Below are 13116 nucleotides of genomic sequence, written 5' to 3' on the forward strand. Positions count from 1 at the left end.
GCCTCCTCGGCCGAGCCCGTCCCGCCGAGCCTCTGCTGCCGTGCCGCCTCAGCCGAGGCCGGCGAAGAAGTCGAGCATGCCCTGCGGAGCGTCCTCGCGGAACATCAGGACGCCGTTCGCCGCCGACTCCGCCGCCGACTCCTCGCCGCGCGGGAACAGCTTCTCCTCGTACGCGGCCAGCGCGGCCTCCGTGTCGCCCGGGTACGCGGCCAGCGCCTGGCCCAGTTCGGCGCCGTCGAGCATGGCCAGGTTGGCGCCCACGCCCGCGAACGGTGACATCAGATGGGCCGCGTCGCCCAGCAGCGTGACCCCGGGCACCCGAGCCCAGCGGTGCCCGATCGGCAGGGCGTGGATCTGCCGCGGGGTCAGCGGCCCGTCCGCGTCGGCGAGCAGCGCCCGCAGGCTCTTGTCCCAGTCCGCGAAGTGCTCCAGGGTGTACGCCTTCGCCGCCTCGGTGTCCGTGAAGTCGACGCCGTCGAACGCGTCCTCGGGGACGCCGAGCGCCACGTAGATGTGCAGGCTCCCGTCGGTCTCGCGGTGGGCCAGGAAGCCCTTGCCCGCGCCGAGCGCCATCATCATGCCGCCGCCGACGACCTCGGCGCTCACGGGATGCCGTACGGCGGCGTCCGGCAGGTCCACCTCGACGAACGAGATGCCGGTGTACGCGGGCCGCGCGTCCGAGAGCAGGGGCCGCACCTTGGACCAGGCGCCGTCCGCGCCGATCAGCAGATCGGTGGTGAAGGAGGTGCCGTCCGCGAGGGTCACCTCGTGCCGGCCGCCGTCGAGCGGGCGGGCGCCGGTGACCCTCGCGCCCCAGCGGACGGTGCCGTCGGGCAGCGCGCCGAGCAGCAGGTCGCGCAACTGGCCGCGGTCGATCTCGGGGCGTCCGCCGGTGCCGTCGTCGGGGTCGTCCAGGAGGACCGCGGCGGTCTTGTCCAGGACGCGGGTGGCTTCGCCGCCCGGGTTGACCAGCGCGCGGAACTCCTCGTACAGGCCCGCCGCGCGCAGTGCCGGCTGGCCCGAGTCGTCGTGGATGTCGAGCATGCCGCCCTGGGTGCGGGCGGCGGGGGAGGCGTCCAGGTCGAAGACGGCCGCCTCGATGCCGTTGACGTGCAGGACCCGGGCGAGTGTGAGCCCGCCGAGTCCGCCGCCGACGATGGCGACGGGGTGATGGGGAGTGGTGGTCATGATGGGCCTCCTTGAAGCGAAGTGGCCGGGAAAAAGGGTCAGTTGGGGGGAACGGCGGTCTTCTCGATCCCGGTGATCAGTGCCTGGAACCGCCATGACAGACGGGCCAGGGGCGCCCCCGCGAGCAGGTCGCCGGAGCGGGCCGCGATGTGCGGGTGGGTCCGGTCGGACGCATTGCGCACGGCATCGGTCAGGGTGTCCCAGTCCTCCTGGGCGGCGTCCTCGCCCGAGTGCTCGGCGGCCGTCGCCGTGGCCTGCTGGAGCAGCAGGTCCACGCCCCACGCGGCCTGCGCCGGTGGGACATCGCCCTCGTCGAGCAGGGCCAGCAGGGTCTCGATCAGGTTCAGGTAGTGCGGGCCGCTGGGCCAGGCCGTCAGCGCCGAACGGGCGAGGCTCGGGTGCTCGAAGAGCATCGCCGTGTACGCCGTGAGCACCTGCTCCAGCCGCTCGCGCCAGGAACCCTCGGCGGGCGCGGGACCGATCGTGCCGAGCAGCTCGTCCAGGACCGCCGCGTGCAGCTCCGCGGTGTTGCGGACGTACACGTACAACGAGGCCGGACCGGTGTCGAGCTCCTGGGCCAGGCGTCGCATGGTGACCTTGTTCAGGCCCTCCGCGCGGAGCACCGTCAGTGCGGCGGCGACGATTCCCTCCCTGCTCAGGGCGGGTTTCGCCGGTCGGTCACGGCGGCTGCGCGGGGTGTCGGGGCGAGCTGTCATGCCTTCACGATAACGAACATGTTCGCTCCGAACAAGTTCGTGACGAACATGTTCGTAAAATACCGGACCATGCTGCTCTCGTGACGGCCGTTCCCCCGCCGCACTCTTCGGCCCCGGCTTCTGCCAAGATGCCGTACGTCATGGTGCAGATACCGAAAACGCCCGCAGCTTTGTCGCCCGCACCGCGCTCCGTTCCCACGAGCGCCGATGTGGCCCGGCTGGCGGGCGTCTCACGCGCGACCGTCTCCTACGTCCTCAACAACACCAGCGCCGTACGGATCAGCGAACCCACCCGTCGCCGTGTCCACGAGGCCGCCAAGGAACTGGGGTACGTCCCGCACGCCGCGGCCCGCAGTCTGCGCGCCGGGCACAGCCGGATGGTGCTGATGCCGGCGCCGACCGTGCCGGTGGGACTGCTCTACAGCCAGTTCATGGCCGAACTCCAGTGGGCGCTCAGCCGTCTCGACTACACGGTCGTGCAGCACGGCTCCGTCGGGCTGCACGGCGACGAGGCCGCCCGCGCCTGGGCCGAACTCCGCCCGGTCGCCGTCCTGGTGCCCGGCGCCGGACTCGGCCCGCAGGGCGTCGCCGTCCTCAAACGCTCCGGCGCCCGGGCCGTCCTCACCCTCGGCCCCGAGCGGGTCGAGGGCGCCCACGCCCTCCTCCTGGACCACGTGAGCGTCGGCCACCACGCCGGCACGCATCTCTACGGCCGCGGCCGGCGCCGGATCGGTGTGGTCGTGCCCGAGGAACCCGGCCTGGAGGCTTTCTCCCGCCCGCGCCTCGAAGGTGTGCGCCGCGCCCTGCTCGACACGGATGCCACGGTGACCGAACTCCCGCTCGCCTACAGCGAGGAGAGCGCCGCCAAGGTCGCCGCGGGCTGGCGCGCGCTCGGCCTCGACGCCGTGTTCACGTACAACGACGAGTACGCGATGCTGCTGATGCGCGCCCTCCAGGACGAAGGCATCCGCATCCCCGAGGACACGGCCGTGATCGGCGCCGACGACCTGATGATCGGCCGGCTGCTGCGCCCGCGCCTGAGCACCGTCCACATCCAGCTGCCGTCCGGCCGCGACCTCGCCGAACTGGTCGACTGCGCGGTACGCGACCCCTCCGCCGTACCCGGCACGCACGAACTGCTCGGCGCCTCGGTGGTGCACCGCGACTCCACCTGATCCGGGCCGCCCCGGGCCCAAGAACCGCGCCCGGGGCGAAACGGCCGTACGCGACTAGAATGTTGCGTGCTCAACCACGGGGATGCGTGCGACCACCGACGCGGCTCCCACGGCTGCGCCGGATCACCGCATCCCGGCACGCGGTCGCTCAACCGGCCGCGAAGACACGGGACTCGCGCCGCCCCGGGCGGGTCCCGCCGGTGACGGATCGGAGAACCGCCATGCCGCTGCTCGACTCCAAGACCTGGCAGCCCCGCCCCCTGTCGGGCCCCGAGTACCCGGTCACCGAGCCCGCCACCGGCGACACGCTCGGTACCGTCACGCTCGCCGCCGCCGAGGACATACGGCCGGCCGTGCGGGCGGCCCTCGCCGCGCAGACCGAGTGGGCGCGCGTCCCGCACTTCGTCCGCGCCGGTGTGCTGCGCAGGGCCGGTGACCTGTTCGCCGCGCACGCCGAGGAGCTGCGCGAGTGGCTCGTGCGGGAGTCCGGGTCGATCCCCGGCAAGGCGGACTTCGAGCTGCACGTCGCCGCCCAGGAGTGCTACGAGGCCGCCGCGCTCGCCTCCCGCCCCGCAGGACAGGTCCTCCCCACGGAGGCGCCCCGGCTGTCGTACACCCGCCGCATCCCGGTCGGAGCCGTCGGCGTGATCGCGCCGTTCAACGCCCCGCTGATCCTCTCGATCCGCTCGGTCGCCCCGGCGCTCGCGCTCGGCAACGCGGTCGTCCTCAAGCCGGACCCGCGCACGGCGGTCTGCGGGGGACTCTCGCTCGCGGCGGTCTTCGCGGAGGCGGGCCTGCCCGACGGGTTGCTCCAAGTCCTGCCCGGCGGCGCGGAGGTGGGAGCCGCGCTGGTCGCCGACCCGCAGGTGCCCGTCATCTCCTTCACGGGCTCAACCGCCGCCGGACGCGCGGTCGGTGAGGCGGCGGGGCGTCATCTCAAGCGCGCCCACCTGGAGTTGGGCGGGAACTCGGCCCTGATCGTGCTGGCGGACGCCGACCTGGACGCGGTGATCTCGACGGCGGCCTGGGGTTCGTTCTTCCACCAGGGCCAGATCTGCATGACGACCGGGCGCCACCTCGTCCACGAGTCGCTCTACGAGGAGTACGTCGAACGCCTTGCCGCCAAGGCCGACTTGCTCGCCGTGGGCGACCCGCACCGCGCGCAGGTCCACCTCGGCCCGATCATCGACAGCGCCCAACTCACCAAGATTCACGGCCTCGTTGAGGCCAGCACGGCAAGTGGCGCCAGGCTGGCGGCCGGTGGCACGCACGAGGAACTCTTCTACCGGCCGACCGTCCTCGCCGGCGTCGACGACGACACCCCCGCCTACGCGGAGGAGGTCTTCGGCCCGGTGGCGCCGGTACGGTCCTTCGCCACCACCGAGGAGGCGGCGGCGCTGGCAGCGTCCGGACCGTACGGCCTGTCGCTCGGGATCGTCACGCGCGACAGCGCCCGCGGCCTGGACCTCGCGGAACGCATCCCCACCGGGATCGTCCACATCAACGACCAGACCGTGAACGACGAGGCCGTGGCCCCCTTCGGCGGGGTCGCCGCGTCCGGCACCGGCGCCCGCTTCGGCGGCGAGGCCAATCTGGAGGCCTTCACCGACGTGCGCTGGACGACGGTGCGCGGGGACGTGGCGTCGTACCCGTTCTGAAAGTCCTTGAGAACTCCCGGACTTACTGACCGTTCTGCTCGGCCTGCTCCTGCTGCTCGGCGACCGACTTGCGGACCTCGTCCATGTCGAGCTTGCGGGCCTGGCCGATGACGTCCGTCAGGGCGGCCTCCGGCAGGGCGCCGGGCTGGGCGAACACGGCGACACGGTCACGGACGATCATCAGCGTGGGGATCGACTGGATGCCGAAGGCCTGCGCCAGCTCGGGCTGGGCCTCGGTGTCGATCTTGCCGAAGACGAGGTCCGGGTTGTCCTCGGCCGCCTTCTCGTAGACCGGGGCGAACTGACGGCACGGCCCGCACCAGGACGCCCAGAAGTCGATCAGGACGAAGTCGTTGTCCGTGACCGTCTGGTCGAAGTTGTCCTTGGTGAGCTCCACGGTGCTGCTCATGACGTGATTCCCTCTTCTCGGTGTGGGGGCGAAGCCGTCCCGGACAACACGGTCGTCCGGTCCCGTATTCCGCGCCCCTACCCGTGTGGCCTCAGCGCACACCACCCAGCAGACTGGCCCCATGACGGAAACGGAATCCATCGTGTACGACGTCGTGGTGGTCGGGGCCGGGCCCGTGGGGGAGAACGTCGCCGACCGCACCCGTGCGGCCGGTCTCTCCACCGCGATCGTGGAGAGCGAACTCATCGGCGGCGAGTGCTCGTACTGGGCCTGCATGCCCAGCAAGGCCCTGCTGCGCCCGGTCATCGCCCGCGCCGACGCGCGCCGCGTGCCCGGCCTCGGCCACCTGGTCCAGGGCCCCCTCGACACCGCCGCGGTGCTCGCCCACCGCGACTACGAGGCCTCGGGCTGGAAGGACGACGGCCAGGTCCAGTGGCTCGACGGCATCGGCGCCGACCTCTACCGCGGCCAGGGCCGCCTCGACGGCCCCCGCCGGGTGACGGTCACCGGCCCCGACGGCGTACGGCACGTCCTCACGGCCCGGCACGCGGTCGCCGTGTGCACCGGCACCCGCGCCCTCCTCCCCGACCTGCCCGGACTCGCCGACGTCGAGCCGTGGACCAGCCGCGAGGCCACCAGCGCCCAGGCCGCGCCCGGCCGGCTGATCGTGGTCGGCGGCGGGGTCGTCGCCGTCGAGATGGCGACCGCCTGGCAGGCCCTGGGCTCCCGGGTCACCCTCCTCGTCCGCGGCAAGGGCCTGCTGCCCCGCATGGAGCCCTTCGCCGGCGAACTGGTCGCCGACGCGCTCGCCGAGGCCGGCGTCGACCTGCGCACCGGTACGTCCGTCACGGCGGTGACCCGCGAGAACGGCACCGTCGTCGCCGTCACCGACACCGGCGACCGCATCGAGGCCGACGAGATCCTCTTCGCCACCGGACGCGTCCCGCACACCGACGACGTCGGCCTCGACACGATCGGCCTGGAACCGGGGTCCTGGCTGACGGTGGACGACTCCCTGCGTGTCCAGGACAGCGACTGGCTGTACGCGGTCGGCGACGTCAACCACCGCGCCCTCCTCACCCACCAGGGCAAGTACCAGGCCCGCATCGCGGGTGCCGCGATCGCCGCCCGCGCCGAGGGCGTCCCGCTGCTGGAGACCGACCCCTGGGGCGCCCACGCGGCCACCGCCGACCAGGACGCCGTACCCCAGGTCGTCTTCACGGACCCGGAGGCGGCGGCCGTCGGCCTCTCCCTCGCCGAGGCCGAAGCGGCCGGCCACCGCGTCCGCGCGGTCGACGTCGAGTTCTCCTCGGTGGCAGGCGCGGGCCTCTACGCCGACGGTTACCGGGGCCGCGCCCGCATGATCGTCGACCTCGACGACGAGACCCTGCGCGGCGTCACCTTCGTAGGCCCCGGCGTCGGCGAACTGATCCACTCCGCGACCATCGCGGTAGCCGGCCAGGTCCCGATCAACCGCCTGTGGCACGCGGTCCCGTCCTACCCGACGATCAGCGAGGTCTGGCTCCGCCTGCTGGAGGCCTACCGGGGCTGAACACCCCTGATGCCCTACGGCAGTTGAAGCCCGCTTCGCTACGGAAGTTCGAAGCCGAGCGCAGCCGACGCCAGGTCCGGCGCCGGCTGCGCCCAGCGCTCCGCCATCGCCTCGTTCGACGACAGCGAGCGCAGTTCGGCCCGGTCCAGATAGAGCAGACCGTCGAGGTGGTCCGTCTCGTGCTGCACGATCCGCGCGGGCCACCCGGTGAACACCTCGTCCACCGCCCGCCCGTGCTCGTCCTGCCCGGTCAGCCGCACCGAGGCGTGCCGCGCGACCACCGCCTGCCAGCCCGGCACACTCAGACACCCCTCGAAGAACGCGGCCCGCCCGTCACCGACGGGCTCGTACGACGGATTGACCAGCACCCGGAACGGCTGCGGCACCCGCCCGCGCACCACCCGCACCTCGTCCGGCACCGGTGCGGGATCCTCGATCACCGCGATCCGCAGCTCCACCCCGACCTGCGGGGCCGCGACCCCCACCCCCGGCGCCGCGTGCATCGTCACGCGCAAGGCCTCGATGAACCGGGCCAGCAGCGCGGGCTCCAACTGACCGTCGAACGGCTCGGTTACGCGCCTGAGCACCGGGTCACCGGCCGCGACGATGGGCAACGGGCCGCCGCCGACGAGGAGTTCCTCGACCCGCTCGGCCAGGGGTGCTTGATCACTGGGAAGTGCCATCGCGCCAGGATGCCATGGCCTCCGGCGCCACCCGATGTGACCCACGCCACGCGAAGCCACGGGAACTCGACGCCTTCACCCGCCGACTACTGGACCACTACGGCTTCCACACCCCCAAGCGCCGTGCCCCGCCCGTCCGTTGGCTTCGCAGCCACCGGCCCATCAGCCACCCGCCCAGTTGTCGCCTGCCAGGTAGCCACTAGCCCTGTCGTCCCCTGCTTTGCCGTCATCCGACCACCGCCTCCCTCGTCCCCCACCCGCCGGTTCAGACACCCGCTCCCGGTCCACCGGCCCTGTCCCTGGACCACCGGTCCCGCCCGTCGGCCCATCTCCCACTGCCCCTTGGTCCACTCGCTTCTGCCTCCCGGTTCACCTGCCTCTGCCCCCTGGTTCGCCAGCCTCTGCCTCCGTCCCTGGCCGACCTGCCTCGGCCGCTCGCCCATCTGTCCCGCCGCTGGCCGACCTGCCTCTGCCTCCCGGTTCATCTGCCCCCGTCCCCCGTCCGCCCGACTCTGCCTCCCTCCCCGGTCCAACCGTCCCCGCCCCCTGCCCCTCGGAGAAGCCCGCCCATGTCCACCGCTCCCTCGACGGCCACGGCCGAGGTCCCGCAAGAGCCGGCCCCGGCGCCGTCCCCCAGCCGCTGGGCCCCGCTGCGTCCCCTGGTCCTGCGTCTGCACTTCTACGCCGGCGTGCTCGTCGCCCCGTTCCTGCTCGTCGCAGCGACCACCGGCTTTCTGTACGCCGGTGCGTTCCAGGCCGAACGGATCGTCTACGCCCATGAGTTGACCGTCCCCGTCGGCGACCGTGAGCTGCCGATCTCGCAGCAGGTGACCGCCGCCCGCAAGGCGCACCCCGAGGGCACGGTCTCGGCGGTCCGCCCCTCTCCGGAGGCGGGCGCCACCACCCGCGTCATGCTCTCCGGCGTCAAGGGCGTCCGCGCAGACCACACCCTCGCCGTGTTCGTCGACCCGTACACCGGAAAGGTGCGCGGTGCGCTCGAACAGTACGGCTCGACGGGCGCGCTCCCGCTGCGCACCTGGACGGACGACCTGCACCGCAATCTCAACCTCGGTGAAACCGGCCGCCTGTACAGCGAGTTCGCCGCGAGCTGGCTGTGGGTCATCGCGGGCGGTGGCCTGGTGCTGTGGTTCTCCCGCCGTCGCGCCCTGCGCAAGGTGCGCGGCACGAGCGGACGGCGCCGCACCCTGGGCCTGCACGGAACGGTGGGCGTCTGGGCCGCCGTCGGCTTCATCTTCCTGTCGGCGACCGGACTGACCTGGTCGACCTACGCGGGCGCCAACATCGACGAACTCCGCACCTCCCTGGGCCAGTCCACGCCCTCGGTGTCCGCGGCGGCGAGCGGTGAGCACGCGGGCCACGGCGGCTCCACCGCGACCGGCGCCGCCGAACACGGTGTGGGCCTGGACAAGATCCTCGCCGCCGCGCGGGCCGAGGGGCTGGGCAACCCCGTCGAGATCGTGCCGCCCGCCGACGCGAACTCGGCGTACGTCGTCAAACAGGTCCAGCGCAGTTGGCCCGAGAAACAGGACGCGGTCGCCGTCGACCCCACCACCGGCAAGGTCACCGACGAACTCCGGTTCGCCGACTACCCGTTGCTCGCCAAACTGACCCGCTGGGGCATCGACCTGCACACCGGTGTCCTCTTCGGCCTGGCGAACCAGATAGCCCTGATGCTGCTCGCCGGCTCCCTGATCCTGCTGATCGTGTGGGGCTACCGGATGTGGTGGCAGCGCGGCCGGGGCTCCTCCTTCGGCCGCCCGATCCCGCGCGGCGCCTGGGCCCAGATGTCCCCGCTGGTTCTCGTCCCGTGCCTGGCGGTGATCGCCGTACTCGGCTATTTCGTACCGCTGTTGGGCATCCCGCTGGCCGCGTTCATCGCCGTGGACGTCGTGCTCGGCGAGGTGGCCCACCGCCGGGGCAGCCGTACGTACGCCAAGTAGCGACGCACGCGAAGGGGCCCGGTCCCATTCAAGGAACCGGGCCCCGCCGTACTCGCTGTCCGTCAGACCCGCTCGAAGTCGCCCGCGAGCGCCGAGGCGATCCGCAGATGCGGGCCGGCCTCCTCGTGCCGCCCCTGCCGCTCCAGGGTGCGGCCCAGCATCAGCCGCGCGTAGTGCTCCACCGGGTCGCGCTCCACGAGGATCCGCAACTCGGCCTCGGCGCGCTGGAGTTGGGCCGAGTGGTAGTAGGCGCGCGCCAGCAACAGGCGCGGTCCGGTCTGCTCGGGCACCTCCTCGACCAGCCCGCCCAACACCCGCGCCGCCGCGGCGTAGTCCTTGGCGTCGAAGAACATCTGCGCGCGCTCCCAGCGCTCCGCCGGCGTCCCGTGGTCGTAGTACGTCATATCCACTTGACCTCCTTCGACGGGCTCAACGGACCATGTTGGTTGAATATTCCACTACTCCGCTGCGGCGGCCAGCGCGGCGTTGGCCCGCTCGGTGATCAGAGTCAGCACCCGGCCGGCCGTCTCCAGGTCCTGGTCCGGGATGTCGGCGTAGATCCGGGCGGTGTAGGCGCCGGTCTCGCCGCCGACCCGCTCGAACCGCTCACGTCCGGCGTCCGTGATCCCGACCTCGGTCCCGTCGACTCCGTCGGCCTCGACCAGCTTCGCCGCGATCAGCCGGTCGAGGACCTCGCGCACGGTGGCCTCGTCGACCTTCAACGCCGAGACGACCTCGCCGACGAGCTGTTCGCGGACGAGGGGGCCGTCGGCGACGGCGACGAGCCGGAGAGTGATCTGCTGCTGGAAGTCGAGGCCGTGCCGGATCAGGACGCTCTCCAGGACGGCGCGTCCGGCGTAGTGCGCGAGGCCGATGACGCGGGGGTCGAGTCGGGGTGCGGTGGTGGTCATGACTGCTCCTTCTCGTGCTCACTCGCATGGTCGAGGGGTGTGTCGAGCAGGGTCGCCAGGTCCCGGCCGAACTCCCGGGCCCGCGCGCTGTCGAGGCCGCCGAGCGGCTCAAGCAACTGCTCCAGAAGTCCGTGGACGACCTTGATCGCCCGCCGGGTCACATCGCGGCCCTGCTCGGTGAGGGCCAGTTGGACCGCGCGGGGATCGCGGGGGTCCCGGGTGCGCTCGACGAGGCCGGCGGACTCCAGGGCGCGGGCCAGCTTCGAGACGTAGAGGGCTTCGAGGCCGGTGTGGTCGGCGAGGTGCCGCTGGCTGGGGCGCAGCCCGGAGCGCTGCATGCCGTACAGCGACGCCACCAGGGAGTACTGCGCATGGGTCAGCCCCAGGGGTGCCACCGCGCGGTCGACCGCCACCCGCCACTTCATCGACAGTCGCCAGACCAGGAAACCGGGCGTCGCGCCCTCGGATGCCGTACTCATGACCGATACAGTACATGGCTACTATGTCCATGGCTACTATTGTTCGAGAGGAGGGCGTCGGGGGATTCGGGAGGAGGGCGTCGAGGGAGGGGTGAGGGAGACGGCACCGGCGGGGGCCCGACGGACTGCTGAGGACTGACGGAACGGCCTCGGCGGGGCTAGGTTGTCGCCATGAGCAATCTTGATCGCGAAGCGGTTCCGGCCCTGTGCGGCGGCCGTGGTTTCGTGGTGGCGGAGCCCGTCCGTGAACTCCTCAGTCCGCGCCGGGTGCAGCTCGGCGAGTCCACCGAAGTCCGCCGACTGCTGCCCAACCTGGGCCGCCGTATGGTCGGGGCCTGGTGCTTCGTGGATCACTACGGTCCCGACGACATCGCCGACGAGCCGGGGATGCAGGTGCCTCCGCACCCGCACATGGGCCTGCAGACGGTGAGTTGGCTGCACGAGGGCGAGGTGCTGCACCGCGACTCGACCGGCAGCGTCGCGACGATCCGCCCGCGCGAACTGGGCCTCATGACCTCCGGCCGCGCGATCAGCCATGCCGAGCAGAGCCCCAGGACACACGCGCGCTTCCTGCACGGCGCGCAGCTCTGGGTCGCCCTCCCCGACAGCCACCGGCACGTCGACCCGCGCTTCGAGCACCACGCCGAACTGCCGGTCGTCACGGCGCCGGGCCTGCGCGCCACGATCGTCCTCGGCGACGTCGACGGCGCGGCCTCGCCCGGCACGACGTACACCCCGATCGTCGGCGCGGACCTGGCCCTCGCCGCCGGCGCGGACGTACGCCTCCCGCTGGAGCCGGACTTCGAGTACGCCGTCCTGGCCATGTCCGGCGAGGCCCACGTCGACGGCGTCCCGGTCCTCCCGGGCTCGATGCTCTACCTCGGCTGCGGCCGCACCGAACTCCCGCTGCGCGCCGCGTCGGACGCGGGCCTGATGCTGCTGGGGGGCGAGCCGTTCGACGAGGAGCTGATCATGTTCTGGAACTGGATCGGCCGCACCCAGGAGGAGATCCAGCAGGCCCGCACGGACTGGATGACCGGGTCACGCTTCGGCGAGGTGAAGGGCTACGACGGCGATCCGCTGCCCGCGCCCGAGTTGCCGCCGGTGGGGTTGAAGCCGCGGGGGCGGGTGCGCTGACGTGTTGGGGCGCGCCCGGTGTCACGGCGTGCTGGGCAGGTCCGGGGAGCGGAGCACCAGCAGCGTGATCTCGCTGGGGGCGAAGACGCGGAACGGCGGGCCCCAGAAGCCGGTGCCTCGGCTGGTGTAGAGCAGGGTGCGGGCGCCGTGGTGGCTGAGGCCGGCGAGGGTGGGCTGGTCGAGGCGGACCAGGTGGTGGAAGGGCCAGATCTGGCCGCCGTGGGTGTGGCCGGAGAGCTGGAGGTCGATGCCCGCTGCTGCCGCCCGGTCGACGAACTTGGGCTGGTGCGCCAGGAGCAGGACGGGCAGGTCGGGGTCGGCGCCGTCCAGGGCTCCGGCGAGGTGGGCGCGGTGGCCCGCCAGGCCGGAGGACTCGGCGGTGACGTCGTCCACGCCGGCGACCACGAGGGTGTCGCCGCCGCGTTCGAGGAGCAGATGGCGGTTGCGCAGCGGCTCCCAGCCCAGCTCGCCCATCAGGTCGACCCAGCCCTGGGCCTCGCTGTAGTACTCGTGGTTGCCGGTGACGTAGACCCGGGCCTTGGTGGCCTGCACGGTGCCGAGGGGGACGGCCTGGGCACGGCGGCGTTCGGCCGTGCCGTCCGCGATGTCGCCGGTGTGGCAGACCAGGTCGGCTTCCAGCGTGTTCACGGTCTCGCACACCCGCGCCGACCAGCGGGCGCGGTCGAGCGGGCCGTAGTGGGTGTCGGTGATGAGGACGACGCGGGTGCCGTCCAACCCCGCACCCAGCCGCGGGAGTTGCACGTCGAGGCGGCGCACGCGCGGCACGCGGCGGGCTTCGGCGTACCCCCAGGCGAGCAGTACGGCGGTCGTGCCGAGGACGGCCCAGGTGACGATGCGGGCCCGGTCCTGCCCCTCGCCGACGCCGGCCACGGTCAGGACGAGCCGCAACAGCACGCCGAGCAGAACGGACCAGGTGAACAGAACCCAGCTGCCGCCCAGCAGGGAGTCCCCGACGACCGCCACCCGGTCCTGCTGGCGCCGGCCGTGACCACGCACCATCGCGAGCGGCATACCGACCAGGCCGAGGACGAACAGCGCGGTCCCGACCAGCGTGACGGGCAACGGCCAGTGCTGGCCGGTGTACAGGAGCACCCAGCACGGCACGGCCCACAGCAGGACAGGGGCGACCAGGGGGAGATAGCGCATCAGGCGGAGCACTGGGCTCCGCCGCTGAGCGCGTTCTGCGCTGCTGTCGGCGGATCGGGTGTCGCTGGTGTCGGTCACGC

At 72.5% G+C, this 13116-nt stretch carries 13 protein-coding genes; 5 read left to right on the plus strand and 8 right to left on the minus strand.

The window, feature by feature from the left end; genetic code table 11:
* Positions 1-48: 48 nt before the first annotated feature.
* Both ACIRRY_RS04550 and ACIRRY_RS04555 read right to left on the minus strand, forming a co-directional pair.
* Complete coding sequence (locus tag ACIRRY_RS04550) at positions 49-1188, minus strand: FAD-dependent oxidoreductase (RefSeq protein ID WP_403967815.1); 1140 nt, start codon at positions 1186-1188, stop codon at positions 49-51.
* Positions 1189-1226: 38 nt separating this feature from the next.
* Complete coding sequence (locus ACIRRY_RS04555; RefSeq protein ID WP_403967817.1) at positions 1227-1904, minus strand: TetR/AcrR family transcriptional regulator; 678 nt, start codon at positions 1902-1904, stop codon at positions 1227-1229.
* Between the two features lie 140 nt (positions 1905-2044).
* Here ACIRRY_RS04555 and ACIRRY_RS04560 point away from each other — a divergent pair, with 140 nt between their 5' ends.
* Together ACIRRY_RS04560 and ACIRRY_RS04565 are read left to right on the plus strand one after the other, a co-directional pair.
* Positions 2045-3079 (plus strand): LacI family DNA-binding transcriptional regulator, encoded by a 1035-nt coding sequence (locus tag ACIRRY_RS04560; RefSeq protein WP_403967819.1) that lies wholly within the window; start codon positions 2045-2047, stop codon positions 3077-3079.
* 221 nt (positions 3080-3300) lie between these two features.
* Complete coding sequence (locus tag ACIRRY_RS04565; protein WP_403967821.1) at positions 3301-4737, plus strand: benzaldehyde dehydrogenase; 1437 nt, start codon at positions 3301-3303, stop codon at positions 4735-4737.
* 22 nt (positions 4738-4759) lie between these two features.
* Here ACIRRY_RS04565 and trxA read toward each other — a convergent pair whose 3' ends face one another.
* Entirely contained in the window at positions 4760-5146 is a 387-nt protein-coding gene (gene trxA / locus ACIRRY_RS04570) for a thioredoxin (RefSeq protein ID WP_403967823.1), read from the minus strand.
* A gap of 121 nt (positions 5147-5267) precedes the next feature.
* Between trxA and ACIRRY_RS04575 the strand changes: the two genes are divergently transcribed.
* Positions 5268-6698 carry a dihydrolipoyl dehydrogenase family protein gene (locus tag ACIRRY_RS04575; RefSeq protein ID WP_403967825.1) on the plus strand — a complete coding sequence of 477 codons (1431 nt, stop codon included), beginning with the start codon at positions 5268-5270 and terminating at the stop codon, positions 6696-6698.
* Between the two features lie 38 nt (positions 6699-6736).
* On the opposite strand, the gene ACIRRY_RS04580 is transcribed toward ACIRRY_RS04575, so the two are convergent.
* Entirely contained in the window at positions 6737-7381 is a 645-nt protein-coding gene (locus ACIRRY_RS04580) for a peptide deformylase (protein ID WP_403967827.1), read from the minus strand.
* A gap of 569 nt (positions 7382-7950) precedes the next feature.
* Here ACIRRY_RS04580 and ACIRRY_RS04585 point away from each other — a divergent pair.
* Positions 7951-9342, plus strand: coding sequence for a PepSY-associated TM helix domain-containing protein (locus ACIRRY_RS04585; RefSeq protein WP_403967828.1), 1392 nt, complete (start codon positions 7951-7953; stop codon positions 9340-9342).
* A gap of 62 nt (positions 9343-9404) precedes the next feature.
* Here ACIRRY_RS04585 and ACIRRY_RS04590 read toward each other — a convergent pair whose 3' ends face one another.
* From ACIRRY_RS04590 to ACIRRY_RS04600, 3 genes are read right to left on the minus strand one after another with little or no spacing between them, the layout of a single operon-like run.
* Complete coding sequence (locus tag ACIRRY_RS04590) at positions 9405-9752, minus strand: tetratricopeptide repeat protein (RefSeq protein WP_403967830.1); 348 nt, start codon at positions 9750-9752, stop codon at positions 9405-9407.
* A gap of 48 nt (positions 9753-9800) precedes the next feature.
* On the minus strand, positions 9801-10253 hold the full coding sequence (locus ACIRRY_RS04595; protein WP_403967832.1) for a MarR family winged helix-turn-helix transcriptional regulator: 453 nt from the start codon (positions 10251-10253) through the stop codon (positions 9801-9803).
* The gene (locus tag ACIRRY_RS04600) at positions 10250-10732 is read right to left on the minus strand and encodes a MarR family winged helix-turn-helix transcriptional regulator (RefSeq protein WP_403967834.1); all 483 of its coding nucleotides are present in this window, start codon (positions 10730-10732) and stop codon (positions 10250-10252) included. The genes ACIRRY_RS04595 and ACIRRY_RS04600 overlap by 4 nt, the downstream gene beginning before the upstream one ends.
* A gap of 171 nt (positions 10733-10903) precedes the next feature.
* Here ACIRRY_RS04600 and ACIRRY_RS04605 point away from each other — a divergent pair, with 171 nt between their 5' ends.
* Positions 10904-11869: a pirin family protein gene (locus ACIRRY_RS04605; protein ID WP_403967836.1), complete on the plus strand. Its 966-nt coding sequence runs from the start codon at positions 10904-10906 to the stop codon at positions 11867-11869.
* 21 nt (positions 11870-11890) lie between these two features.
* Here ACIRRY_RS04605 and ACIRRY_RS04610 read toward each other — a convergent pair whose 3' ends face one another.
* Positions 11891-13114, minus strand: coding sequence for a metallophosphoesterase (locus ACIRRY_RS04610; protein ID WP_403967838.1), 1224 nt, complete (start codon positions 13112-13114; stop codon positions 11891-11893).
* Positions 13115-13116 lie beyond the last annotated feature (2 nt).

Origin of the sequence: Streptomyces sp. NPDC101776 (assembly GCF_044766845.1) — a bacterium.
In the GTDB taxonomy this organism is placed as follows: Bacteria; Actinomycetota; Actinomycetes; order Streptomycetales; family Streptomycetaceae; genus Streptomyces.

Bases quoted from the DNA above. Each gene is read 5' to 3' on its own strand.
- ACIRRY_RS04550 (WP_403967815.1), bottom strand. From the start codon at position 1,188: ATGACCACCACTCCCCATCACCCCGTCGCCATCGTCGGCGGCGGACTC.
- ACIRRY_RS04555 (WP_403967817.1), bottom strand. From the start codon at position 1,904: ATGACAGCTCGCCCCGACACCCCGCGCAGCCGCCGTGACCGACCGGCG.
- ACIRRY_RS04560 (WP_403967819.1), top strand. From the start codon at position 2,045: ATGGTGCAGATACCGAAAACGCCCGCAGCTTTGTCGCCCGCACCGCGC.
- ACIRRY_RS04565 (WP_403967821.1), top strand. From the start codon at position 3,301: ATGCCGCTGCTCGACTCCAAGACCTGGCAGCCCCGCCCCCTGTCGGGC.
- trxA (WP_403967823.1), bottom strand. From the start codon at position 5,146: ATGAGCAGCACCGTGGAGCTCACCAAGGACAACTTCGACCAGACGGTC.
- ACIRRY_RS04575 (WP_403967825.1), top strand. From the start codon at position 5,268: ATGACGGAAACGGAATCCATCGTGTACGACGTCGTGGTGGTCGGGGCC.
- ACIRRY_RS04580 (WP_403967827.1), bottom strand. From the start codon at position 7,381: ATGGCACTTCCCAGTGATCAAGCACCCCTGGCCGAGCGGGTCGAGGAA.
- ACIRRY_RS04585 (WP_403967828.1), top strand. From the start codon at position 7,951: ATGTCCACCGCTCCCTCGACGGCCACGGCCGAGGTCCCGCAAGAGCCG.
- ACIRRY_RS04595 (WP_403967832.1), bottom strand. From the start codon at position 10,253: ATGACCACCACCGCACCCCGACTCGACCCCCGCGTCATCGGCCTCGCG.
- ACIRRY_RS04600 (WP_403967834.1), bottom strand. From the start codon at position 10,732: ATGAGTACGGCATCCGAGGGCGCGACGCCCGGTTTCCTGGTCTGGCGA.
- ACIRRY_RS04605 (WP_403967836.1), top strand. From the start codon at position 10,904: ATGAGCAATCTTGATCGCGAAGCGGTTCCGGCCCTGTGCGGCGGCCGT.